The 24,581-nt window shown below is 62.2% G+C and carries 24 protein-coding genes; 14 read left to right on the forward strand and 10 right to left on the reverse strand.

Annotated elements, in window-relative coordinates:
- The 8 genes from WB528_RS00245 to WB528_RS00280 form a co-directional block, all read left to right on the forward strand.
- Positions 1-995 (forward strand): aminotransferase class V-fold PLP-dependent enzyme (locus tag WB528_RS00245; RefSeq protein WP_423886428.1); only part of this gene is annotated, 995 nt, incomplete at its 5' end.
- Between the two features lie 151 nt (positions 996-1,146).
- Positions 1,147-1,275, forward strand: coding sequence for a hypothetical protein (locus WB528_RS00250; RefSeq protein WP_423886429.1), 129 nt, complete (start codon positions 1,147-1,149; stop codon positions 1,273-1,275).
- A gap of 196 nt (positions 1,276-1,471) precedes the next feature.
- Positions 1,472-2,812, forward strand: a complete 1,341-nt coding sequence (locus WB528_RS00255; protein ID WP_423886430.1) for a Rieske 2Fe-2S domain-containing protein — start codon at positions 1,472-1,474, stop codon at positions 2,810-2,812.
- A 251-nt stretch (positions 2,813-3,063) separates the two neighbouring features.
- Entirely contained in the window at positions 3,064-4,230 is a 1,167-nt protein-coding gene (locus WB528_RS00260) for an ABC transporter substrate-binding protein (protein ID WP_423886431.1), read from the forward strand.
- Positions 4,231-4,257: 27 nt separating this feature from the next.
- The gene (locus WB528_RS00265) at positions 4,258-6,174 is read left to right on the forward strand and encodes an ABC transporter permease (protein WP_423886432.1); all 1,917 of its coding nucleotides are present in this window, start codon (positions 4,258-4,260) and stop codon (positions 6,172-6,174) included.
- Positions 6,171-6,986 (forward strand): ABC transporter ATP-binding protein, encoded by an 816-nt coding sequence (locus WB528_RS00270; protein ID WP_423886433.1) that lies wholly within the window; start codon positions 6,171-6,173, stop codon positions 6,984-6,986. The genes WB528_RS00265 and WB528_RS00270 overlap by 4 nt, the downstream gene beginning before the upstream one ends.
- On the forward strand, positions 6,973-7,758 hold the full coding sequence (locus tag WB528_RS00275) for an ABC transporter ATP-binding protein (RefSeq protein WP_423886434.1): 786 nt from the start codon (positions 6,973-6,975) through the stop codon (positions 7,756-7,758). Before WB528_RS00270 ends, WB528_RS00275 begins: the two co-directional genes overlap by 14 nt.
- 15 nt (positions 7,759-7,773) lie before the next feature.
- Positions 7,774-7,959, forward strand: a complete 186-nt coding sequence (locus tag WB528_RS00280) for a hypothetical protein (protein WP_423886435.1) — start codon at positions 7,774-7,776, stop codon at positions 7,957-7,959.
- Positions 7,960-7,999: 40 nt separating this feature from the next.
- Here the strand turns inward: WB528_RS00280 and WB528_RS00285 are convergent, their stop codons facing one another.
- The gene (locus WB528_RS00285) at positions 8,000-9,169 is read right to left on the reverse strand and encodes a Gfo/Idh/MocA family oxidoreductase (protein WP_423886436.1); all 1,170 of its coding nucleotides are present in this window, start codon (positions 9,167-9,169) and stop codon (positions 8,000-8,002) included.
- Between the two features lie 234 nt (positions 9,170-9,403).
- Positions 9,404-10,372 (reverse strand): PDR/VanB family oxidoreductase, encoded by a 969-nt coding sequence (locus tag WB528_RS00290; RefSeq protein WP_423886437.1) that lies wholly within the window; start codon positions 10,370-10,372, stop codon positions 9,404-9,406.
- Between the two features lie 158 nt (positions 10,373-10,530).
- On the opposite strand from WB528_RS00290, the gene WB528_RS00295 reads away from it, so the two are divergent.
- Entirely contained in the window at positions 10,531-11,061 is a 531-nt protein-coding gene (locus WB528_RS00295) for a MarR family winged helix-turn-helix transcriptional regulator (protein ID WP_423886451.1), read from the forward strand.
- A gap of 99 nt (positions 11,062-11,160) precedes the next feature.
- On the opposite strand, the gene WB528_RS00300 is transcribed toward WB528_RS00295, so the two are convergent.
- Complete coding sequence (locus WB528_RS00300) at positions 11,161-11,415, reverse strand: hypothetical protein (RefSeq protein WP_423886438.1); 255 nt, start codon at positions 11,413-11,415, stop codon at positions 11,161-11,163.
- Between the two features lie 235 nt (positions 11,416-11,650).
- Between WB528_RS00300 and WB528_RS00305 the strand changes: the two genes are divergently transcribed.
- On the forward strand, positions 11,651-12,001 hold the full coding sequence (locus tag WB528_RS00305; protein ID WP_423886439.1) for a hypothetical protein: 351 nt from the start codon (positions 11,651-11,653) through the stop codon (positions 11,999-12,001).
- Between the two features lie 45 nt (positions 12,002-12,046).
- On the opposite strand, the gene WB528_RS00310 is transcribed toward WB528_RS00305, so the two are convergent.
- Genes WB528_RS00310 through WB528_RS00325 form a run of 4 tightly spaced genes read right to left on the reverse strand, consistent with a single transcriptional unit; the run spans position 12,047 to position 16,924 of the window.
- On the reverse strand, positions 12,047-12,334 hold the full coding sequence (locus tag WB528_RS00310; RefSeq protein WP_423886440.1) for a hypothetical protein: 288 nt from the start codon (positions 12,332-12,334) through the stop codon (positions 12,047-12,049).
- A gap of 38 nt (positions 12,335-12,372) precedes the next feature.
- On the reverse strand, positions 12,373-13,668 hold the full coding sequence (locus WB528_RS00315; protein WP_423886441.1) for a glycoside hydrolase family 130 protein: 1,296 nt from the start codon (positions 13,666-13,668) through the stop codon (positions 12,373-12,375).
- 32 nt (positions 13,669-13,700) lie between these two features.
- Entirely contained in the window at positions 13,701-15,983 is a 2,283-nt protein-coding gene (locus WB528_RS00320; RefSeq protein ID WP_423886442.1) for a glycosyltransferase family 4 protein, read from the reverse strand.
- The gene (locus WB528_RS00325) at positions 15,980-16,924 is read right to left on the reverse strand and encodes a class I mannose-6-phosphate isomerase (protein WP_423886443.1); all 945 of its coding nucleotides are present in this window, start codon (positions 16,922-16,924) and stop codon (positions 15,980-15,982) included. The genes WB528_RS00320 and WB528_RS00325 overlap by 4 nt, the downstream gene beginning before the upstream one ends.
- A 449-nt stretch (positions 16,925-17,373) precedes the next feature.
- Between WB528_RS00325 and WB528_RS00330 the strand changes: the two genes are divergently transcribed.
- Positions 17,374-17,763 (forward strand): DoxX family protein, encoded by a 390-nt coding sequence (locus WB528_RS00330; RefSeq protein ID WP_423886444.1) that lies wholly within the window; start codon positions 17,374-17,376, stop codon positions 17,761-17,763.
- 72 nt (positions 17,764-17,835) lie between these two features.
- On the opposite strand, the gene WB528_RS00335 is transcribed toward WB528_RS00330, so the two are convergent.
- Positions 17,836-18,972 (reverse strand): amidohydrolase family protein, encoded by a 1,137-nt coding sequence (locus tag WB528_RS00335; RefSeq protein ID WP_423886445.1) that lies wholly within the window; start codon positions 18,970-18,972, stop codon positions 17,836-17,838.
- A gap of 261 nt (positions 18,973-19,233) precedes the next feature.
- Here WB528_RS00335 and WB528_RS00340 point away from each other — a divergent pair, with 261 nt between their 5' ends.
- From WB528_RS00340 to WB528_RS00350, 3 genes are all read left to right on the forward strand, one after another.
- Positions 19,234-19,473 carry a hypothetical protein gene (locus WB528_RS00340; protein WP_423886446.1) on the forward strand — a complete coding sequence of 80 codons (240 nt, stop codon included), beginning with the start codon at positions 19,234-19,236 and terminating at the stop codon, positions 19,471-19,473.
- Between the two features lie 203 nt (positions 19,474-19,676).
- Entirely contained in the window at positions 19,677-20,996 is a 1,320-nt protein-coding gene (locus WB528_RS00345; RefSeq protein ID WP_423886447.1) for an MFS transporter, read from the forward strand.
- A 232-nt stretch (positions 20,997-21,228) separates the two neighbouring features.
- The gene (locus WB528_RS00350; protein ID WP_423886448.1) at positions 21,229-22,977 is read left to right on the forward strand and encodes a hypothetical protein; all 1,749 of its coding nucleotides are present in this window, start codon (positions 21,229-21,231) and stop codon (positions 22,975-22,977) included.
- Between the two features lie 127 nt (positions 22,978-23,104).
- On the opposite strand, the gene WB528_RS00355 is transcribed toward WB528_RS00350, so the two are convergent.
- Entirely contained in the window at positions 23,105-23,377 is a 273-nt protein-coding gene (locus WB528_RS00355) for a hypothetical protein (RefSeq protein ID WP_423886449.1), read from the reverse strand.
- Between the two features lie 146 nt (positions 23,378-23,523).
- On the reverse strand, positions 23,524-24,174 hold the full coding sequence (locus WB528_RS00360; protein WP_423886450.1) for a S24 family peptidase: 651 nt from the start codon (positions 24,172-24,174) through the stop codon (positions 23,524-23,526).
- Between the last annotated feature and the right edge of the window lie 407 nt (positions 24,175-24,581).

Raw genomic sequence — 24,581 nt, forward strand, 5'->3', positions numbered from 1 at the left:
TTGCCAACCGCGAGCACGAACGCGTGCGAAGCGCCGCGGCGCGTCTGATCAATGCCGAGGCCGGCGATGTCGCGCTGATTTCCTCGGTGAGCTACGGCGTCGCGACGGTCGGAAAGATTCTGGCGATTCCACCCGGCATGCGGATACTGGTTCTGGAAAACGACCATTCCTCGCCGATCCTGGAATGGCAGAGCCGTGCGGCTTCGGCCGGTTTCACCGTCGAGACGGTGCGCCAGCCGCTCGACGGCGACTGGACCTCGGCGGTGCTCGCGGCGATCGAGCGGCCGGCCGCGCCGCGCCTCGCGCTCGCCTCGATCTCATCGATCCATTGGTCGGATGGCGGGATGATCGACGTCGAGAAGGTTGGCTCGGCGCTGAAGCGGCAGGGCGCGCTGTTCCTGATCGATGCGACGCACGCGGTTGGGGTGGTCGCGATGGATGTCACCAGGCTCGATCCGGATTTCGTGATCTTCCCGACTTATAAATGGCTGCTCGGCCCCTATGGCCGGGCGTTTATCTATGTCGCCAGACGCCATCAGAACGGCATTCCGCTGGAGCAGACCGGCTTTGGCCGGCGCGAGATCCGCTCGGACGCCGAAATCTATTTCACCGATTTGACCTACGTCGCAGGCGCCCGGCGTTTCGACATGGGCGAACGCGATCATTTCATCTCGATGGAAATGGCCGCGATCGGCATGGAGATGATGGCCGAATGGGGGGCGGATGCGGTCGCCGAGCGCCTCAAGACGCTGACGGTGCGGATCGCGGAAGGCTTGAGCGGCACCAAGGCCCGCATCATGGATGAGCGCTTTCGTGCGCCGCACATCCTGAGCATCGGCTTTGCCGGCGGCCTGCCGGCCGGGCTGGTCGAGGGCCTGGCCGGGGCGGGGTTTCATGTTGCAGCGCGGTTGTCGCGCATGCGCATCTCGCCGCATGTATTCAACGACGAGGAAGACGCCGACCGCTTCGTCGAAGCGCTGAAGAAGCGGATTTAGATGGGTAAGCCGGGGTTCAAATGGCTCACTCTCCCCATGGGAGAGCTGAGGAGAGGAACCCAACGGCGTTGCTGCGCATTAACAGAGCAGATTGAACCTTGGGCCTCCAGCCGCGACCTAACCGGCAGGAGGCCGTCTCAAGGAGGCTCTCATGACGGAATGGCACGACACCATGGTCGACCGGCCCGAAGCCGGCGATGGCGCCTACGCAGCCGGATGGACCGTGTCGGGTCTCGCCGTGCTCGGCGCGATCGTCGCGGTCTGGGTATTCGGGATTTAGACCGTCTCTCGTTATCTTCCATCGACAGCAGAAATATCTGCGTTCCCGGACGGCTGCCTGAAAGGGTGGCCGTTATGCTTTTGGCTGTCCGAAACGCCCCCCTGTGAACCCAAACGAAGGAGCGGCCTCTGGACGGGACGGCCGCGGCTGGATTATATATACTTAGGAGACTAAGGAATTTTCGGGAGAGCGGAGCATGCTGACACAAGCCGAAAACGAACTCCTGTGCCGGGTCGAGGGCGATGCGCCGATGGGGCGTCTGATGCGCCGCCACTGGGTGCCCGCGGTGCTGTCCGAGCAGGTCGCGCAGCCTGACAGCGCTCCGGTGCGGGTGCAGTTGTTCGGAGAAAGGCTCGTCGCGTTCCGCGACAGCAACGGCAAAATTGGACTGCTCGGCGAATCCTGTCCGCACCGCAAGGCCTCGCTTGCCTTCGGCCGCAACGAAGAATGCGGCCTGCGCTGCCTCTATCACGGCTGGAAGTTCGACACCGACGGCAACGTCATCGACATGCCATCGGAACCGAAGGCGAGCGCGCTGCCGGAAAAGGCCAGGCATCTGTCTTATCCGACGCGCGAGGCCGGCGGCTTTGTGTGGACCTACATGGGACCGCCCGAAACCATGCCGGAATTCGAGGCGCCGCCGTGGGCGCCACATGCTGAGGCGCGGGTTGCGATCGCCAAGGTGGAATTGCCCTGCAACTGGGCGCAGATCATGGAGGGCCAGATCGATTCGGCGCATTCCTCCACGCTGCATTCCTCCGACATGCGTCCCGCCAAGGGCGACGCCGCGGCGAAAGGCGATCACTGGGTTCGTCCTTCCACCGACAAGAATCCGCGGATTCAAGTGCAGCTCACCAATTACGGCATGCGCTATGCCGCGATCCGCCGCCCGATCGTCAACGCTAACTCGCACGATTACGTGCGCATCACGACCTATGTCGCTCCGTTCACCGCGCTGATCCCGCCCAACAGCACCTATAACGTCACCAGCGTGATCGTGCCGCGCAGCGACACCTCGAGCACTTTCCATTTCATCGCCTGGGCCGAAGGCGAGCAGGCCGGTATCGGCACGGAAGCCTGGCGAAAGTTCTGCGTGCTGGAAGTAGGCGTGGACGTCGATGCGCAATTTCGCCCGATCAAGCGTCACGCCCATAACAACTATCTTCAGGACCGCGCCGCGATGGCGGGCGGCGACAGCTTTACCGGGATTCCCGGCATTCCCAACCAGGACATCGCGATGTGGGAATCGATGGGGCAGATTGCCGACCGTTCGCAGGAGCGTCTTGGCGCCAGCGACATCGCGATCGTGCAGTTCCGCCGCCTGATGATCGATGCAGCGAAGGCCTTTGCAGAAGAGGGCCGGGTGATCGGCCGCATCCAGCCGCATTTGCCCCAGTCCAAGCTTCGCTCCTACCAAGGTGTGGTGGAAAAAACCGTCCCCTGGCGTACGCTCGGCGCGTCCGACGAGGAAGTGAAGGTTCTCGCTGGGCTTGAGGAAGACGAGACCGACAAGGAAATGGCGGGCGCTGCGGCATGATACGAACGTCAGAACCGGGACAATAGCGTTTCCGCCGATAACTCACTACAAAGACCAAACGCCAGCGCCAAAAACCCGGTGCGGCGAATTTGAAGTTCCTGTCGGTGTTGTGGCAGATTCGTCATAGGAACTTCAAATTCAAAGCCGCACTGGAATAAGTAAGTTGCTGGAGCTCCTTTGATCCCGAAGTTCGCATCAGAGGCCGCTGCGATTGCTTGCGAACTTCGGAATCTGAGCTCCAGGAGGATCGATTGGGCGTCCGCATCATTCTTGTCGCCGCAGCACTTGTTTGTGGGCTCACTGCGGCACAGGCCGCCGATCGCGAGATCAACGTCATCCTGCCGCTGACCGGCGGCGGCGCCTTCCTCGGCAAGGCGGAACAACTGTCGCTCCAGCAATTCGAGAAGGCGACGAATGCGGATGGCGGCATTCATGGCCAGCCGCTGAAATTCGTGTTTCACGACGACCAGAGTAGCCCGCAAGTTGCGGTCCAGCTCGCCAACCAGGTCAAGGCCGGCAATCCGCCGGTCATTCTCGGCTCGGCGCTGGTTGCGCTCTGCAACGCGATGGCGCCGCTGATGAAGGAGGGGCCGTTGCTCTATTGCTTCTCGCCCGGCATTCATCCGGCGAACGGCAGCTTCGTCTACAGTTCGAGCATCTCGACCAAGGAGCTTGCGGCGGCGCTGCTACGCTATTTCGGCGCCAAGGGCTGGAAAAAGATCGCGCTGATTACCTCGACGGACGCGAGCGGGCAGGACGCCTACAAGAACTTCAAGTCGCTGTTTGCCGCCGACGACCATAAGGATGTTCAGCTTGTCGCCGAGGCCCAGCTCAATCCGACGGATGTCAGCGCAGCGGCGCAAATCCAGCGGCTGAAAGGCGCGAACCCGGACGTGCTGGTGGCGTGGTCGACCGGCGGCCCAATCGGCACGATCTTCAAGGCGATCCACGATGCGGGTCTGGAGTTGCCGGTCGCAACCACCAACGGCAACCAGACCTATGCGCAGATGGCGCAATATGCCGCCTTCCTGCCCAAGGAGCTCTACATCCCGGCCGCGGACTTTCTCAAATCCGCGCAGCCGCCAAAGTCGAGCGAAGCTGCGGCGGCGAAAGCGGCGTTCTACAAGGCATTCGAAGGCACCGACATCAAGCCGGACGGTCCCTCAACCTATGCCTGGGATCCGGCGCAACTCGTTGTTGGCGCTTTGCGCAAGCTGAAACCTGACGCGACCGCGGAAGACCTGCGCGCCTATTTCCACGATCTCAAGGGTGTTGCCGGCATCAACGGCCTTTACGACTTCAAGGCCGTGCCCAATCGCGGGCTGGATGAATCCAACGTCGTCGTCACGCGCTGGGATGCAGCGGCGCAGACCTGGGCCGTGGTCAGCGATCCCCTCGGCATTCCCCGCGTGCAATGAAGGGATCGGCGCAAAGAGCTTTGACGCGTGATTGAGTTCCTGCAGATCGCGATCGGCGGGCTCGTCGTCGGCAGCATCTATGCCGCGATCGCGCTCGGCTTCTCGCTGATCTATCGGGTCACCGGCGCGATCAACCTCTCGCAAGGCGGCTTTGCGCTGATCGCCGCGATGATAGGCTATACGTTCGGTGTCGCCTGGGGCTGGCCGCTCGTTCTGGCGATCCCGGCCGCGGTCGCGGCGACGGTTGCGATTGGCGCCGCGCTGGCGGCGCTTACGTTCGTTCCGGCGCTGACACGACTCTCCAACGCCAACGTGCTGATGCTGACGGCGGGCATCCTCACCATGATCGAGGGATTTTCGCTCGTCGTCTGGGGCAGTCAGCCATATGCGACGCCGCCATTTTCGGGTGAACAGCCGCTGGCTTTCGGCGCCATCCTGATTCCGACGCAAGCCTTCTGGGTGTTCGGCGCGACAGCCGCATGCATCGCTGCGCTCTGGTTTCTCATCGCCAGGACCAAACTCGGAAAAGCCTTGCGCGCCTGCGCCGAAAACCCGTCCGCCGCCAGCCTGATGGGCATCGATGTGCCCCGGATGACGCTGTTGAGCTTTGCGCTCGCGATATTGATTGCGGCGATCGCAGGCGTCATTGTCGCGCCGACGACCTCGTTGCAATTCGATACCGGGCGTCTGTTCACGATCTCCGGATTCGTTGCGGCCGCGATCGGCGGCATCGCTTCGTTTCCCGGTGCGGTCATCGGCGGGCTGTTTCTTGGGCTCGTGACGCAGCTTTCCACCGCCTACATCTCGTCGCTGTTTTCGAGCGCGATCTCGCTGCTGATTCTGCTGATGGTGCTGATCTGGCGGCCGCATGGTCTCGTTCTGGGCGGCGTCGCGCGGCGGCAGGACACCCGCGATGAGGTGAAGGCATCGCGTCACGCGGCGAAACTTCCGGCGCATCTTGGCTGGCCGCTCGCGGCGCTGGCGCTGATCGTGGCCGCGCTCATTCCCCTGGGTATCACCGACAACGGCATCATGAGCGGGCTCGTGATTGCGGGGATCCTGTTCATGACGCTGATGGGGCTGGATGTGTTGATGGGCTATGCCGGGCAGGTCAGCCTTGGCCAGGCCGGCTTCATGGCGATCGGCGGCTACACGTCGGGATATCTCGCGATCAACTATGACATCGCGCCGGTACTTTCGATCCTCGCCGGCATTGGCGTCTCTCTGACTTGCGCGCTCGTGCTCTCGGTGGTGACGCTGCGGTTGCGCGGACTTTACCTCGCACTCGCCACGCTCGCCTTCGGGCTTCTGGTCGATTCCTGTGCGGTCGGTTTTCTCGACATCACCGGCGGGCCATCTGGTCTGGTCGGCATTCCCTCTTTCTCAATCGCGGGGTTGACCTTCGCGAGCCCGCGCGCGATGTATTACCTGGTGCTCGCGCTCGACGTGATCATTTTGACAGGCCTCGTTGGCGCGATGCGCTCTGGCTTCGGCCGGGCGCTGAAGGCGATCCGGTCCGACCAGATGGCAGCAGCCGCGCTCGGCATCAACACCGTGCGTTACAAGCTCGCCGCCTTCCTGATCAGCGTCGCGCTGGCCTCGCTCGCCGGCAGCCTCTACGCGTTCTTCTTCAACTTTCTGGCGCCGGAAATGGTCGGCACCTCGCGCTCGCTCGAACTGGTGGCGATGCTGATTATCGGCGGCGAGAGCACACTGGTTGGCGGCCTGTTCGGCGCGCTGCTGTTGACGCTGCTACCGGTGATCTTCGCGCCGCTCGCAATCTACAAGACGCTGGCGTCCGGCGTGCTGTTGGTCTCGAGCTTCCTCTATTTGCCGCAAGGCATCTATGGCGCGCTGATCCAGATGATCGCGCGGCTGGCGCGCTCTCGTGGCGATACGCGGGCTGAGGCGAACGCAGTCAAGACCGAGGCGCGGGCATCATGACGGCGATCGATACGCAAGCCCGGTCAGGCGTCGGCGACGGCGCAATCCTGAGCGTGCATGGCCTCGTCAAAAGCTTTGGCGGATTAAAAGCCATCAACGACGTGTCGTTCGAGGCTGAGGCCGGTCAGGTCACGGCGATGATCGGCCCGAATGGTGCCGGCAAGACCACCGTCTTCAATCTCATCACCAATATCATGCCGCGCGATGCCGGAACGGTGGCCTTTGGCGGCCGCGACCTCACCGGCCTTTCGGCGGTGAAGATTGCGGATCTCGGCCTCGTCCGCACCTTCCAGTCGGCGCGGGTTTTCCCCGGCATGACCGCGATCGAGAACGTGATGGTCGGCGGCCATCGCCTTGGCCGCCATTCGCTTCCAAGCCAGGCGCTGTGGCTGTCCGGCGCGCGCGATGAAGAGCGACGGCTACGCCATCGTGCCGAGGAGATGCTGAAACTCGTCGGCTTGTCGTCTTTCGCCGAAACGCACGCGACCGAATTGCCGATGGGCGCGCAAAAGCTGCTGGAGGTCGTGCGCGCGCTGATGGCGCAGCCGAAGCTGCTGTGCCTCGACGAGCCGGCGGCCGGGCTCAATGACACCGAGACGCATGAGCTAGCGAATTTGGTGCGCGCGATCCGGACCCTCGGCATTCCCGTGCTGATCGTGGAGCACAACATGTCGCTGGTGATGAATGTCGCCGACCGCATCGTCGTGATCGATTCCGGCGCGATTATCGCCACCGGCACTCCGGCGGAGGTCCAGAGCAACAGCCGCGTGATCGAAGCCTATCTCGGAAAGGAGCATCATGCCGCTCCTTGAGCTCAAATCGGTCGCGGTCGGCTATGGCCACCACCGCGTGCTGGACGATATCGATCTCACGCTCGAACGCGGCGAGATCGTCACCTTGCTGGGCGCCAACGGCGCGGGGAAGTCGACGCTGGCGAAAGCCGTCTCCGGGCTGCTGCGTCCGCTGAGCGGCACGATCCTGCTTGACGGTGCTCCGATCGAGGCGCTGCCGCCGGCCGAGCGGCTGCGCCGGGGCATCGCGCATGTGCCGGAGGGTCGGCAGATTTTCGCCGGCATGTCGGTCGCGGAAAATCTCGCGCTCGGCGCCTATGCGGTGTCCGAAGCCGACGCGGCGGCGCAGCTGGAGGCGGTGTGGGCACTGTTCCCCGTGCTGCGTGAGCGCATGAACGATATCGCCGGCAATTTCTCCGGCGGACAGCAACAAATGCTCGCCATCGCGCGCGGGCTGATGGCGAAGCCCAAAATCCTCGTGCTCGACGAGCCCTCGCTTGGCGTCGCGCCGCTGCTGGTCGCTGAAATCTTCCGCCTGATCGTGGCCTTGCGCGAACAAGGAATTACCATTCTGCTGGCGGAGCAGAATGCGCGGCAGGCGCTCTCGATTGCCGACCGCGGCTATGTCTTCGAGCAGGGGAAGATCACACTGTCGGGCGCGGCAAAGGACTTGCTGAATTCACCCGAAATCGCGGAACGCTATCTCGGCATGAGCGGCACGGCCGAGGCGTCTGATGCGGCGAGTACATCGCTTGCCGCAAAATTGCGCGGCGTGCTGTTTGCGGAATCCTGATTAAAGAGGCGAGCCATGACGGTGATCCGTATCGAGCCGAAGCTGGACGCTGCATCCGGTCTCTATTACGTCGAGATATTTCAGCCTGCCGAGGCGGAGCAGCCTTTCGTAACGACCGAACCGCGCTACCAGACGGCAGCCGCCGCCGAGAACGACGTGATTGCGATCATTGCCTCAAGGGCGAATAGTCCGCGCTCCTGATCCCTTCCCCGCGAAAGCGCGGAAGAAAGTCTCAAACCTGTCACTTCAACTCCACCTCACGTCCCGTCTTCGCCGACTCCAGAATCGCGAGGCAAATCTCCAGCGTTGCCAGGCCCCATTCGCCGGAATGCAGCGGCGGGACGCCCGACATCACTGCGTCGTAAAGCTCGTCGATGACCTCGCTACGGGGAATGTTTGGCGACGGCAGTTCGTCGAGATGGCGCTTCTGGTCGCCGTAGACCATCACCCCGTGGGGCAGGGGACGCAGATCGGCGCGTTCGCAACTTGCTATCACAAGGCCGAAATGGTTGTGCGCCAGATTGTCTCCGGCGCGAAACGCGTCGCGGCCGGCAATGCCGTAGGCGCGGACGTTTTTCATCGCGATCTCGTCGGCCACGCTCGTTGCCTTTTGCAACGCCTGCCGGGCGCGGCCATACGAAGCATCCGCGTCGCGTGGTTGACCGAGTTCGCCCGACCAGCCCATGAATTCGTCAGTGTCAAAATGCGCATAGCCGCTATAGGTCAGCGAGGCGAAACTTCCATCGTCAAATTTGATCTGCGCCGTATAGGCGCCTTCGGTATTGCGCGCGGCGTCCCAATTGCCGGTGAAGGCGCGCACGGAGGTAGCGCTGGCTTCCGCCAGCAGGCGAACGATGTCGACCTGGTGGGCGGCCTGGCTGAACACCACGCCGCCGCCGGCTTTGGTATCGAGTTCCTCCGGTCGTCGCGGGCGATAGAGAAAATCGGTGAAGTTGAGCGCGTTGATCATGCGGACGCGGCCGTAGGCGCCGCTCCGGATCATCGCGCGCGTACGCAGGTAAGGCAGGTCGAAGCTATGGCTGTGGCCGACCAGCAGCTTTATGTTTGCCGCCTTCGCAGCCGCGATCATCTCGCGGCCGTCGTCGATCGTAAGCGCCATCGGCTTTTCGACCAGCACGTGCTTGCCGTGCCTGGCAGCGCATTTCACATGCGCGACATGAAATTGGTGCGGCGAGGCGATGTAGACGGCCTTGACGTCCGGATCGGCGCAGAGTGTTTCGGCATCCTCAAACACCCTTGCGTCGAATTCTTGCGCAAAGCACTCGCGCGCATCCGGCCGTGGATCGCTGGCCGCGACAAGCGCGATGCGGGGATCGGTGGCAAAGGTCGGCAGCATCAGCGTGAAGGCGCGGCCGAGACCGATAACTCCTATTTTCAGCGGTTCGGTCATTTGGTTTCCCGACAAGGCCCGCTTTTCTTATCCCTCCTCCGCGCGCGAAGCGAGTAGTGCGGGGGGTCGGCGCGAGCGATCAGCGAGCGTCGGGGCGGGGGCAAGATCATTCTCAACATCCCATATCTTTCAATGAGGCTGCCGCCCCCACCCGACCGTCGGTTCGCTCCGGCCACCTTTCCCACGCGTTCGGCGAGGGAGGGATAAGAAGGTGCATCGTGACGTTACTCATTCTCATAGATCCAGCGTCAGCGTGGACGATTTTGCGCGCGAGACGCAGATCATGATGTCATGCTTCTTTTCGTCGTCGGAGAGCACGAGGTCGCGATGATCCGGCTCGCCGCCGGTAAAGCGGCAGCGGCAGGTGCCGCAGGTGCCGCTTTCGCAGGAGCTCGCAAGCACATGGCCGTGTTGGCGCAGCGTGTCCAGGATCGAGACGTTAGCCGCGACCGCGTAAGCCACGCCGCTTTTCGCAAGCTTTACTTCGAATGGCTTGTCGTCGGCATGCGGCGCCGAGGCGCCGACGAAGTCTTCAAAATGCACCGCCGAAGCCGGCCAGTGGCCGGTCATGTCGCGCACCGCGTCCATCAAGCCGCGCGGTCCGCAGCAATAAAGATGAGCGCCGCGCTGTTCTTGCAGCACCGGCCACAGGTCATAGGCGTGAGCGGGATCGCCGTTGTCGTGATGAAGCACGACCTTGCCTTCGAAGCCGGGCCCCGCGAACTCGTCGCGAAAGGCCATCGTCGATGGCGTCCGCGTAAAGTAGTACAGCACAAAGTTGGCTTTGCCCTGACGAAGGCAGTGCAGGATCATGGCGCGGATCGGGGTGATGCCGATGCCCCCCGCAATGAAGATCAGGCGTTTCGGCTCGGTCTTCGCCATTTCGAACTCGTTAGCGGGCGCTTCGACCGCGATCGCGTCGCCTTGGTTGATGCCCTTTGTAAAGCTCAGCGAACCGCCGCGGCCGGTGGTTTCCTGCTTGACCGCGATCAGGTAACGGTCGCGCTCGGCGGGATCGCTGCAGAGCGAATAGCGGCGCTTCTGCCCGGAAGGCGCGGTCACGGTGATGTGCGATCCCGGCGTGAACGGCGGCAGTTCGCCACCGGCGTGGGCCACGAGTTCGAACAGGAACACGCCATCGGCGATTTCCGACTTGCGGCGGACTTTGAGGGTCAATTCCCGTATCTCGGGATCGGCGGTCATCTTATCCTCGGGAGCGGCTCCTGGAACAATACTTAGCTTGCTAAGCAAATTTCGCAACCCTTCGAGGCGGTAGGCGCGCTGATAATGACGGCGGTGTTTGCCTGGGCTGCGCGAATATGCGATTACGTTGCCTTAAAAAAGGAGCGCCGTTGACCAGCGTGAAGAAAGCCACCGGCAAGAAGGCCGCCAAGGGGCGCAAGCGGAGCACGGCCCCTGAGGCCGATTTGCCGTTTGCCGAAAGCGTCGGCTACCAGGTCCGCGCCACCCATCGGGCGCTGCAGCGCTTCCTTCAGTCCAAGATCGAGCCGCACGGCATCACGCTCGGCATGTGGTACTTCCTGCGCGCGCTCTGGCATGAGGACGGCCTGACCCAGCGCGAGTTGTCCGTCCGCGTCGGCACTATGGAGCCGACCACGTTGAGCGCCATTCTGATTATGGAAAAGAAGGGTCTTGTCCGGCGGGTTCGCAACAAGAGTGATCGCCGGAAATGGCATATCCATCTGACGCCGAAGGGGCGCACCCTGAAAGGCAAGCTGCTTCCATTGGCCCGTGATGTCGTCGATACGGCGGCGTACAACCTCTCCCGCAGCGAAGTTGCACAATTGTTGAAAGCGCTGGCCGAAGTGCAGAAGAGCCTGCATGCCACGCTCGCCCGGCTCGATGACGCAAGCGCGGAATCCGTCGAATAAGGTTCGACGCCGCAAGCGAAGCCGCAATAGGCTGTGAGACAGCAAATCGCCCGCGTCCTCCCGACTGGGAGCACGCAGGCGAATTGTTCCAGCTAAGCGCTAGTCGTCGTGGTGAATGATGGTCTTGCTCTCGACGCCGTCACCGCGTTGCTTCTTGATCACGGTGGTGCGGTCCCTCGGCTCGTCCTTCCTGATGATGGTCTTCTCCCGGACCCGGTCGCGATCGTAGCCGGGATGGCTTTCGCCAACGGTCACGCCAGCGCCCACGGGGCCTACTCGAACGCCAACGTCATCGGCCAGAGCCGGCGCGGCCAAAGCACAGGTTGCCGCGGCTGCCAATAGAATCTTCCTCATTGCATTCTCCTTCCAGTGAATGGGTGTCAACGTCACCGGCAGGGCGCCGTTCCCGGCGGTTCCGCACAAAAGTCTTTCGATTTTTTGGGTTTGGTCGGGATCAATCGGCCGGTGACGATTTTGCGCGGCACCAGCCAAGGGCGGTCTTTTGTTCCCTCGCCATAGTTGAACCATCAGCCTGTGGAACAGAAAGCCGTGGCGAAGATTCCACACCTGTGATGAGCGGAAGTGTTGAATGTCGGGGCGAGTGGAGACCGTATTACGAAAGATGGGGCAATCCCTGCGCCCGATCGGCGAGGCGCCGAAGGATGGGCGGTGGATTCTGGGCAAGTCCGCCGATGGCCTTGTGGTGTGCCACTGGGATCGCGATCCGCCCGGCCTCGCGGGGCCGAGCTGGACGGAAGCCGACGACGCCTCGCGCGGTTATCTCGATGAATATTTCGAGGGCTGGATCGATCCCGCCGAGCTGAAGCTTTGGGATTACACGACGCTGGCCGATCTCCTGATCGCCTTTGTCGACGACGCCCGCGCCTTTGGGGACGAAAGGGTGATCAGGATTCTGAGGACCCGCGCCAAAGCGGAGTGAAGCGCGACGAAATCCGCCGGCCCGATGGCGGCTGGATAACGGTCGCTATGCCCGGGGGGCGCGAACAACCAGCGGCCGGGTTCTGGTTCGTGGCAGTCGGTATTTCACTTTCAGCAGAGTTTCTTTGGCATGATCGAAAATCACCTCGTCCGAGATCGCCATTTCGGCACGCATCGCATTACAGCAGAAGATCATCCATCGGTCGGAAACAGGGGGCTTGCTGACCGATCGGTAAAGTTCCCCACACTCGATCGTCAGGTCCAGCCCGCCTCGTGCACTGGCCAGTTCCAGCCGCGATCGAATCTCTTGCCGGAATTGGTCCGTTGAAACCATGGTGCCTCCCCGATTGATCGTCGCACGCCAGATTCGGATCAGGACATTGCGCGCATCAGCGCTGCAATTTCGATGGTCGCAAAATTGGAGTAGGTGTCGGATATGGCATACGGCAAAATGATCTGATCGTTGTGCCGCATCGCCCCGCAGGTATAGACCACGTTCGGAACATAGCCTTCGCGCTCCGACGGTTCGGGACGCAGCAACGGTTCGACCGAACGCGCCAGCACCTTGGTGGGATCGTTCCTGTCGAGCAAAGCCGCGCCGATCGAATATTTCCGGACCGGGCCCACGCCGTGCGTGAGCAATAACCAGCCTTCATCGAGTTCGATCGGTGATCCACAGTTCCCGATCTGCACGAACTCCCAGGGGAATTGCGGTTTCAGGATCGTCTGACCGCCATCCCAGCGGTACAAGTCGTTTGAGTAGATCAGATAGAGATTCTCATTGTCCTGGCGCGCGATCATCGCGTATTTGCCGTCGATCCGCCGCGGGAACAGCGCCATGCCCTTGTTGCGCGCAGCGGTGCCTTGCAGCGGCGACATTCGAAATGACAGGAAGTCGCTCGTCTCGAGTAACTCCGATCGGATCGCCCTGCCTGTATAGGCGGTATAGGTCGCGTAATAGGTCTTCCGGCCGCCATCGCTGAATTCGACGAAGCGAGCGTCTTCGATGCCTTGCGACTGATGCTCCGTGACCGGGAATATCACGCGTTCGCTGATGTCCAGATCTTCCTTGAAGACGACATCGACTTCGTCGCCGAGCGGCCCGGATGCGCGATGTTCAACCTTCGGACTTGAGGCGAGTCGGGCGGTTGGATCGACCGCGAGGCTGCCGTCGGCTGCGATGGTGCCGGTGCGAAACGTCAGCGAAGACACATGTCCCTCGCCAACGGCCCGCAGGCTGAGAACGAAGCGCAGGCCGCCTTCCGGCGTCCCCGACTGATCGGGGTGTGGTACGATGCTGGGATTGAACAGCGCGGAGGCCTCGAACGAATATTCGTTGAGAAAATAGGCGCCGAGAAGCTGGCGCTGGATTTCGGAAAAGCTGTCATGCGCCGCGAGAGCGTCTTCCATCTCGTCGGCGCGAAGCTCAAAGGTCTCCAGCAAATTGCGATGGCGCCCTTGAAAATTCTCCAGCACATCGGCCAACAAACCGGCGGCGGCCTTGGGGTCGAGTGCGAGAACGCGTTCGACGATATGGTTGGCGCGTGTCTTGTCGGTCGGGTTGAGATCGCGGGGCTCGGTTGCCGGCTTGAAAGGGCGCACGATCACGCGCGCGGGGTCGGGACGCAGATAAAGTGCCTGTCGATTCAGGAAAGAGGCTTGCGACAAGATGACCTCGGTTCGTTGGAGTTGAGGCAAAATCAGACGCCGACGGAACGAAGCGCTGCGGGATGTGTCACGCTGACATTAACGCGCGCAAGCTGACGAATATCGGCAAGACCGAGCAGATATGAAACGACCGACTCGCCGCCGCGGTTTTCGTTGGCCCGGTCGGGATGCAATCCATCGCGGCAACTGCCGGTTTCGGGATCGACGAGCGAGACCGACAAATCGTTGCGGCCGAGAAACCAGGCGAAAACGTTGGTTGCGATTGCTTTCCATTCGGCGTCGCCTTCCGCCCGCCACGCGGTCAAGCAGGCGGCGATCGTCGCGGTGGCTTCCACCGGCTGCTGATCGAATGCACGAGGCGGCCGGCGCAGTTCGCCGAAGCCGGCGGTGCCGACGGGGCGGAACTGACCTGTCGAGGTCGTCTGTTGTGTCATCAGCCAGCGCAGCGATCTCAAACCGGCATCAACGTAGTCAGTCGTTTGCGTCGCGATACCCGTCTGCATCAGGGCCTGCGGCAGCCGTGCGTTGTCATAGGCGAGGCTCTCCTCGAACCACGACCAGTCCGGCGTCTCAACCGACGCGAGGCCGGACATCAATCTGCCGGCGAGAAAATGCCTGATTTCCCGGGCGCGGAGATCGTCAGGCACGACAGCGCAATAACCGTCCAAACCCAACAGCGTGAAGGCCGATGCCCGGGGCGAATGGAATGTCTTCACGGTTGGCAGCGCCTCGGCAAACAGGGCGGCGGCCCAGCGCCGGCGCGAGGGGCTTGCATCCCTGCGAGCGCACTCACCCAGCGCCCACAAGGTTCGCCCATGGCTGTCTTCGGAACCGCGGTCTTCAAGCCAGGTCCGGTTGAAACCCATGAAGTTGCGAAATCGCCTGGTGTCGGGATTCCACGCGTGCTGTACGAATGCGGCAAACCGCGCCGTCAAAACCTCGGACAGACGTTTTTCGCCTGGATTGTTGAGAGCGCAGGCCAGCAGCAACGCCCGTGCATTGTCATCCACGCAATAGCCGTGCGCGCGATCCGGCACCGAGTGCACTGCGTGCTGGAACAGGCCTGTATCGTCGCACATGGAAAGAAAGTGGCCCAACTGCATGTCCGACGCTGCGGGGCTGTGCGCAATCGGGACCGGTCCGGTCCGTGCAACCACTTTGAGCCAGTCACCATGGCGTGCATCTTCAAATGCAGCGATGTAATGCTCCGCTGTTCGCTCCCATGTCATGGACCGGCTGATGGCGTAGGCGCGCTCGCGCATCGCCTGCCGGCGAGGGGCATCGGTGAGCAACAGGGCAATTTCCTTGCCGATCGCGGCCGCGTTGCCGAACGGAACGATGACGCCGCGGCCATCATCCAGGAGCTCCAGCGCGTGCCAGTAGGGCGTCGAAACGACCGGTTTGCCGAGCCCGAAGCTGTAGGCCAACGTCCCCGACGTCATTTGCGCCTCATTGAGATAGGGCGTGACATAGACGTCGCACATCGAAATAAATTCCAGCAACGTCGCCTGATCCACGAACTGGTCGAGAAACACGACGTGGTTCTCTACCCCGAGTTCGCGCACACGCGTCATCAGGCTCTCGCGATAGGCCTCGCCCTGGTCGCGCACCAGATTGGGATGCGTCGCGCCGAGCACGACGTAAACCGCGTCCGCCCGACGTTGCAGGATCGCGGGCATGGCGTCGATCATGACCTCGATGCCCTTGCTGGGGGAGAGCAGGCCGAATGTCAGAATGACGGAACGGTTGGCGAATCCGAGTTTGGCTTTTGCTGCGTCGGGCTCCACAAACGGAAACTCGGGAATTCCGTGGGGGATGACCTCGATTTTGTCATCCGCCACGCCATAGACGCTGCGCAACAGATCCCGTCCCTTGTTGGCCATCACGACGATCTTCGAAGAGGCCTCGACCAGGCGCTCCATCACCGCACGTTGGGCCGCGCCCGGCTTGGCCAGCACCGTGTGCAGCGTCGTGACGACCGGCATGTTCAATCGTGAAAGCAACTCGAGAATGTAGCCGCCGGCTGGGCCGCCAAATATTCCGAACTCGTGCTGAAGACAGACGACGTCAAAACGGCCGGCGTTGAGGAATGTCGCGGCGCGCACATAGTCTTCAATGGTGTCATCCTTGATCTGAAAGGCGACCGAATCGGGATAGTCATAGGTCTGACCGTGGTCGTTCATCGCGACGATGCAGGTCTCGACGTTCGGTCGTGAATTTGCAATCGCTCGCACCAGATCGGTCGTGAACGTGGCGATACCGCAGCGGCGAGGCAGCGAATTCCCGATCACGGCGATGCGGCGATGCGGCGTCACGTTTGCGCCTCAGCCGGGCTTCGCGCCTTGACGGGGCTTTGTGTCCTGGAAGCTGTGGAATCAGGAGAGCTGCCCGGCTGCTCACCAAGCATCTGCAATAGCGAATCGATCGGACGGCTTGCCGGATAGGCGACCAGCGCGCTCAATCCAGCGGCGCCAACCTCGATGCTGGTGCGGCCGCCGTCCACGAAGATGGCCTGTCCGATCGATGCAGCGGACAATCCGATCGCCGCATGGCCGCCGAGAACAAGAATCCAGGTCTCAGGCTCGGCGAGCAGCGCCCAGCTTGAACCCTCGGTCAACTCGATCCGCTCCAGGACGAAATGCCGGCTCGCGATCAGGACCGTCCGGGCCGCCGTGAGGCGGATCGGATGGCAGGGCGCTTGAAGCGGCCACGGGTGAGCAACCGCGACGCCGTTGTCTTCATGCAGCTCGCGCTGCCTTCCAAAGTCGAACAGGCGGAACGTCGTGTCGCTGCGCTGCTGAATTTCAGCAAGCACGATTCCAGCGCCGATGGCATGGATGGTGCCGGCCGGGATGTAGATCACGTCGCCCTTGGCGACAGGGCGCCAGTGAAGGAGTTCTTCGATTGAACCGTTCTGGATCGACCCGCGTAATTGTTGTGGCGTTATCCGGTGCTTCAAGCCCACGCCGATCCGCGCGTCCGGTTCGGCCGAAAGGATATACCAGGCCTCGCTCTTGCCATTCGGCATTCCCATCGCGCGAGCGAAAGTGTCGTCCGGATGAACCTGGATCGACAACGGTTCGCTGGTGAACAGGAGTTTGAGGAGCAAGACGGGGTTAAGAGCAGGCTTGCCGGGCCGTTCGAACCATAGTTCGCCGATGGCATCGCCTGAAGCGTCAAGGCTGCTCCAGGGTTGCAGATCGCGGACCCCCCACGGCTTGTGAACGGCTTGCACGGCGGCAAGTTCGGTAGGCATTGGCTGTCCTGATCCATGACGCACACGTCGCAGCGACGTGCCGTTGACCGATGTTATCCATAGGATTTGGCTTAGCTGAGGCGTCGTGTTTTCGAGCGGACTTTGCTGCGGGAGCCGATCCACTCCACGAGTGCCGCCTGTTGGAAGTTTCTGAACCAGGCGTGGCGGTGGAGCATGAACTTCGGAAAGTGGCCACTGGTCGGCATATAGGGACTGTCACACCCGATAGCAACCTTCGAGGGCCGACCAGAGGCGTCTTCTGCCGCTTTGGACCACAGCCCTGTTTGCGCCGCAACGAGGTGATGTTCGAAGCAAGATGTTGTGAATCAAGATGTTGTGAATCAAGCCTTGGCCAGCTGCGCCCGAGCGTTCCCCATGGTCGGCCGCGTGGGCTATGGTGGCCCGTTACGGGGTAGTCCATTCTCATCACGGCCAGGGGAGTTTGATCGATGTCGGCACTTGATCGCGTCAGCAAGTATGCGCCCGAAGTACTCAGCATCGTCCGTATCGTCGTCGGGCTGTTATTCCTGGAGCACGGCACCTCGAAGCTGTTCGACTTTCCGCATGGACCTGTTCAGCCCGCGATGAACTCGCTGCTGGGGGTCCAGGGTGTCATCGAACTCGTCGGCGGCGTGCTGTTGGTGATCGGCTTCCTGACGCGGCCAGTCGCCTTCATCCTGGCGGGCGACATGGCGGTCGCCTATTTCATGGTGCACTCGCCCAAGAACACTTTCCCGATGCTTAATGGCGGCGATGCCGCGATTCTTTATTGCTTCGTGTTCCTGATCTTCTTCGTGGCCGGACCGGGACGCTGGGCCGCCGACGGATCGCAGAAGTAGTTCGCTTGATCACACCTCTCCCCGCATGCGGGGAGAGGTGGCACATCGTCCCGGCTCCATATCCTGGCAGTCCTATGCACTGAGCCGCGGCAGCAGCTTGACGGCGTTGCCGCGCTCGATCTCCATGATCTGTGCGTCCGTGAAGACGCCGCAGCTTCGCAACCCCTTCACATGGTCGAGGCCGGTGCGATAGGGGAAATCGGTGCCGAACAGGATCTGCGAGGTCGGGATCACAGCCGTCAGCGCCGACATCGCCGCCTTGTTCGCGGTCTGCGCGGTGTCGTAGTAAAAGCGCGTCAGTTCGGCGAGCGCGCCGTCCGGCACCGCCGGCTTGAATTTGGCGTCGATCTTCGGCTGGCCGATGAAGCGCTCGATCAAAAACGGCATGGTGCCGCCGGCATGCGAGAAGATCCATTTGATGTCGCGGAACCTCACGGCATTGCCGGAGAACACGATATCGCCGATCGTGCGCGTTGTGTCGGTGCCCCATTCGACCAGCGTCGGCGGCTCGGTCTTCAAGAGGTTGACGCAGCAATCGGCGGTCGTGGGATGGGTATAGACCACGCATTTGCGCCGGTTGAGCTCTTCCATCACAGGCAGGAACGAAGGATCGCCGAGCCATTTGTCGTGATAGCTGGTGAGCAGCCCGATGCCGTCGAACTTGAGGGTGTCGAGCGCGTAGGAGATTTCCTTGAGGGAGCCCTCGGTGTCGGTGAGCGGGATCATCGCAAACGAGCCGAAGCGGCCGGGGTGATCCGATATCAGCTTCGCGGCATATTCGTTGCTCTCGCGGCAAAGCTTGCGGGCGGTCTCGCCCGAGGTGAAGTTCACGCCGGGCTGCGTCACCGAGAGCATGGCGACCTGGATGCCAGCCGCATCCATGTCGGCGAGCGACTTTTCAGGCGTCCACTTGATTTGCGGGGGGCTGCCGAGATGATTTTCGACGATGGCCTGGATATAGCTCGGCGGCGACAGGTGGTGGTGAACATCGACGCGATAAGGCTTTTCGCTCGCCGCCTGCGCCAGCGCTTGTCCGGCGCGGCCAACGCCAGTGGCCGCCACCGCCGCCGCCCCAACAGCTCCCGCCACGAACTGGCGCCGGTTCAATCCGGAGCTGGTCAGCGACAGCGTGTTGTCGCATCCGCAGGCGCAGCCCCGCATCGACCAGCGCGTTTTGCCGCCGAGCTCGCGGCCGTCGTGTTGTTTCATGATTTTCTCCCCATGCGAATCCCTTGAGGGACTTCTTTATCGACGCCTTCACAGCTTGGTGTGGTGGTTCGGAAGTCCGCATCATGTACCGGAGATCGCGTGGCATACAATAGGCATGATCCCAGCTCATCGGCAGGCATGCTGCGCTGCCGCGCAAGTGGTGGAAAGTTCGTCTTCCCATCGCGACAAATTGAAACGGACGGAGCGGATGGAATCTGCTAGCGTCTGGCCGTTACCTGGCTTCACAGAGGAGTGGAGTTCATGAACAGGCTCGTCGTAATTCGCCGCCAGGAGCATTTTTGCCGTGAGCGTGCGTCACATGATTCCGAGCGTAGATTGTTCTGGCTTGCGGAGGCCGAAATCTGGGAGCAGCGCGCGCTCGATGAGATCGCGTTTCACTTGCGGGAATGCAATCTCGAGGGCCCCGGCCATTCCCACGCCAGTCCAAATCCTTCCCTGACAGGTTCTTCGCTGACAAGTTTTTTCCCGATCCCCAGCTGAGTCGGCGCCGGATATCGCTTTCGCGGTCGCGGGCAACCGAAACGCTGCCCGCGATGCGTTTTGGGGGCACTGCTCCCGCGTGATGCCGCTTCCTCCGTGCCTGACGTTGTCCTAAGGACCCGGTCGCAGTCTTGGGCAGCCTCGTGCTAAGGCAGGCTTACGGGGCCAATAACAAAAGCCATCACGGGGAAGGACGGGGCGGGATGACAGTTTTGCGGGAGGACGTCCCCGGCAACCCCGGACTGTCCGGGCCGGCTGCCGCCGATGCCGTGCTGCAAAGCGCCGTGCACAAGGCCGCACTGCGGTTCGTGCCGCTTCTCACCATCGCCTATCTCTTCAATTATCTTGATCGCACCAGCCTCGGGTTTGCGGCGCTGACCATGAACAAGCAACTGGGGCTGTCGCCGTCCCAGTTCGGGCTTGCCGCCGGCGTGTTCTTTCTCGGCTATTCGGTGTTCGAGATTCCGAGCAACCTCCTGTTGTACCGGGTCGGCGCGCGGCGCTGGCTGGCGCGCATCATGGTCAGTTGGGGGCTGGTGTCGGCGGCGACCGCCTTCGTGGTCGGACCGCACAGCTTCTACGCCTTGCGGTTTCTGCTCGGCGTCATGGAAGCCGGCTTCTTTCCCGGCGTGACGTTCTTCCTAGCCGCATGGTTTCCGGCGCAATACCGCACGCGGATGCTGGCCTGGTTTCTGGTCGGCATTCCCCTGTCGTCGCTGGTCGGCTCGCCTGTTTGCGGCATGTTGCTTAAAATGGACGGCATCTGGGGGCTGCACGGCTGGCAATGGCTGTTCTTGGTGTTGAGCCTGCCTTGCATTCCGCTCGGGTTTATCACGCTCAAGCTGCTTTCCGACCGGCCGCAGGCCGCGGGCTGGCTCACGCCGGAAGAGCGCAACGCGCTCGATGGCGTGCTCGCCTCCGAGGTGCGCGAGCGGCCGCGAACTTCGTTGCTGGCGGCGCTCAGGGATCCCCGGGTCTTGATCTGCACCGCGATCCAGTTCGGATTCACGCTCGGCTCGTACGGCATCGGCATCTGGCTGCCTTTGATGCTCAGGGATTACCAGCTCACCAATACGGCGATCGGCTGGATTGCGGCGATTCCGTATCTGTTTGCTTCCATCGGCATGATCCTGTGGGCGCGCTATGTCGATGAGAAAGGCAGGCGCATCGCCAATCTCGCGCTCGCCTGTTTGCTCGGTGCGCTCGGCCTGCTGGCGCCGATCCTCTCCCACTCGCTGGTTTCGGCTGTCATCGGATTCAGCCTCGCTTTGATCGGCGTGACCGCGGCGCGCGCGATCTTCTGGACTATCCCGACGCGCTTCCTCACCGGCGTGGCTGCCGCCGGCGGGATCGCCTTCATCAACTCCATCGCCACCGTCGGCGGCTTCGTTGGCCCCTCGATGATGGGGTGGCTGAAGGAGTTTTCGGGCTCCTATGTCGTCGGCCTGCTCGCGGTCGCCGCCATCATCTTTGCCTCGACGCTTGCCTCATTGTCGCTGAAGCTCTTTATCTCGCGTGAGTAACAACTCACTCCCGTGCCGGGATTGAAAACGATTTGCATCTGCGCGTCGGCTGGCCGGACCAGCCAGGAATATTTGGCGTGATCTTATTCCCGAATTTTACGGGAATAACCGGCAAACATCGCAAACCCTTCGCATTCCTGTAACAGAGCCTGCGCAAGTTGCGGCCGTTCAGCCTCACACCTGTCTTCGCGGCGTTTCGTCTCGCGAAGCTTCTCACTTCGGGAAATATAAAATGATCGTCAAGGAAACGCGTCCGCTTCGCGGACGGTCGCTATTCAACACGCGTTTTGCCGTCGCTTTGCTTGCTACCACCGCGCTCGGCGGGACGCTGGCCTATGCCGACGAAATCACTTTTTTCGCCCCCGGCCATCTGCTGCTGAGCCGCAGCGTCTATGACAGCCCGGCCAACATCATCACGCCAGGCGTGACCCAGCTTCCGCCGGGCTGCACGCCCGGGAATTGCGTTACCGCGACTGCCGACGGCACCTATCCGACGGTGTTCAACAACGCGATCGTCGATGGGTCCTTCGGCATCACTGCCCCGATCCTGATCGACGAGATGCTTCCCTTCCCGAGCGGCGACGTCGTGCAGACCGTCCATGTGCCGAACAGCACCGAGCGCGGCGTGAAGACCGACACCGACCAGATGGTCGCGAGCTTCTCGTCGAAGTCGGAAATCGGGCTCAACCTGGCGCTCGATCGCAACAGCGTCTCGTTCATGGGCTATCTGTCGCCGGTCAGCGCGATCGACGTGTCCAACTCCAACACGCCCGACGTGGTCGACCCGACCAATCCGGTGCCCGCGACTGATTTCCGCGTGATTGCCAGCGTCGACCGGTTCGGCCAGTTCCGCTTCACCAAGACCAATGCGTATAGCGGCAACAACGGCCGCGCCGCGATCCTGAACAACGCCAACGGCGCCAACGTCTATTACACCACGGGCAACGCCGGTAACGGCTCCAACCCGCAGCCGAACGGCGTGATTGTCGGCGCCGGCGCCCAGATCATGACACCGTCGAAGCTGGCGCTGTCGCAGCAGATGGATCCCGGCCAGCCGACGCCGGTCGGTTCCTTCAGCGTCACCGAGCTCGGCGACAAGGCCGACAAGGTCGGCAAGGACACCAACTTCCGCGGGCTGACGGTGTTCAACAACGTGATCTACGTGACCAAGGGCTCGGGCGGCAACGGCGTCAACACGGTGTATTTCATCGACACCTCCGGCTCCGTCAACGGCAAGCCGGCGGCATGCCCGACCGGCTCCGGCGTGCCGAATCCCGCGGCGACCCTGCCGACGACGGGAATCGCCTTCAACGCGGCGAATCTGCAGACGCAAGGCGTTGCGCCCTACAACATGTGCGTGCTGAGCGGCTTTCCGACCAGCCTTGCCAAGGCCACCACGCCGGTGCCGATGTTCCCGTTCGGCGTGTTCTTCGCCAACGCCACGACGCTCTACGTCGCCGACGAAGGCAACGGCGACACCACGTTCAACGGCACCACCTTCACCGGGGCCGCCGCGCAGACCACGGCGGGATTGCAGAAGTGGGTACTGAACACGACGACCAAAACCTGGTCGCTCGCCTACACCTTGCAGGCGGGCCTCAATCTCGGCGTGCCCTACACCGTGAAGAACTATCCGACCGGCATCAATGCCGCGACCAACCTGCCGTGGGCGCCCGCGACCGACGGCCTGCGCAACCTCACCGGCCGCGTCAATCGCGACGGCACGGTGAGCATCTGGGCGATCACTTCCACCGTGAGCGGCGGCGGCGACCAGGGCGCCGATCCGAACAGGCTCGTGTCGATCACCGACAAGGTCGCCGCGACCACGCTGCCGGCGCACGAAAGCTTCTCCACGGTGCGCACCGCAAAGTCGGGCGAAGTGCTGCGCGGCATTTCGTTCACGCCGGGCACAGGCCTTACCCACGGACAGGAGATCAGTTCTCTGCTCTGCGACTTCGGTATTTGCCGGAAGCAGCCCTGATCGGCATTTCAAGACCGGCGCGTTTGGCGAATTCGTTTCGTCAAACGCGCAACGTCGCCATCCTCTCCCCGCGTGGATAGCGCGGGGAGAATTTTGTGGCTGGCGATGCCGATGGCCTCTTCGTCGTTTATGCCGTCTCGTGTTTGCGCAAATCGTGTGCGTGATCGAAACGGCTCGCGAGGTCGGTCTCTGACGCCGTTATCTCGGGGAGGGCGGCTTCAGCCAAAATTTCCTCGGTGACATCCTCGACGGCCCTGTCCGCGATCTCGTGGATGAAGCTGATATTGGCGTATTCGCCAGACGAGATGCGCGAGATCACCTCGCGGCGGGTAATTTCGGGATCGACGATGGCCTCGCGGCCGCGCCTTCCGTAATCGATCATGACGACAAAATATTGCATGCGGGATGGAATCGCCTTTCGATTTGCGGTTCCACTATTTCTGAAAATCGAAAGTTTTGCAATCTAAATTTCGGATTATCAGAAATCAAGCCGCAATCGGCAAGGCGGGCGCGGCTGCCTTCGCGAATCGGCCCGCCCGCTGACGCTCACTTCGAAGACGTCTTGCCGTCCTTGTGTCCGCCATGGCCCGCCGCCTTCCGGCGCGAGCGCCCGGCCGCCCTGGCGCGCAGGCGGTCGATCTGGCCCCTGGGCAGGGTCACGCAGATTTCCCCGATCCATTCCAGCTTGACGCTGGTAATCGGCTTGGCGTTGAAGCTCGTGAGGTTGACGACGTGGGCGGTCTTGCCGCGCTCGATCGTCTTCAGGTAGCGCTCGCCGCTCTTCAGGCGAACGGCGGCTTCCTCGCCATAGAAGCTCGACAGCGGATGGCGCTGGTCGCGGTAGACCACGATAATGTCGCCATTTTCGTATTTCGGCAGCATGGAATCGCCGACTACCTCGAACGCGATGGTTTCTTCCGCGATCGGGAACGGCAGTTCGACCTCGCCCAGTCCTTCCGGCGGCAGCTGTTCGAGCTCCGGACCGATGGAAGCGCCCGCGCCGACCCTTCCCATGATCGGCACCGCGTTAAGTTCGAGATAGTCGATGATCGGCTGAAGTTCGGAAGCCTTGATCAGGCGCGCCTCGGCGAGGATCTCCGACACGGCGCCGGGGCGAACGCCCATGGCCGCCGCGAGACCACCCTTGGTCTTCCCCGGCTTGGATAGCCCCCGTTCGATCATCTTGAGTTCCAGCATGGCTGCCTCCTGTCGCCATCGATTCTGTGCCCACCCTAGCAATTCCGATTATCCGAAATCAAGCTTGACTTATTTCGGAATATCCGAAATAAAGGGAACACAACGTGAAACTTCAGGGAATCACTGCCGCCGATTTGAAGTTGCTGCACCTCGAGCGGCGGACCCCGTCCGGCAACTTCAGATGGCAAGCGGCACCAAGATCAATACGCTTGCCAGTGCTCATGACTTTCGAAGTTCGTGAAAGGTGGGTGCTGAGACAGGGCGCGAACTTCGGAAAGTGAGCACTAGCGATGCAATCGACGTGGGAAGAGGCGCATTCGAAGGCGTTGCGCGAGTATCTCGACAAGGGGATGACGTTTTCGGAAATCGCGCGCGCGCTCAACGAGCGCTTCGGCACCGCCTATACC

It is taken from the genome of Bradyrhizobium sp. (genome assembly GCF_049586575.1).
Taxonomy (GTDB): Bacteria; Pseudomonadota; Alphaproteobacteria; order Rhizobiales; family Xanthobacteraceae; genus Bradyrhizobium.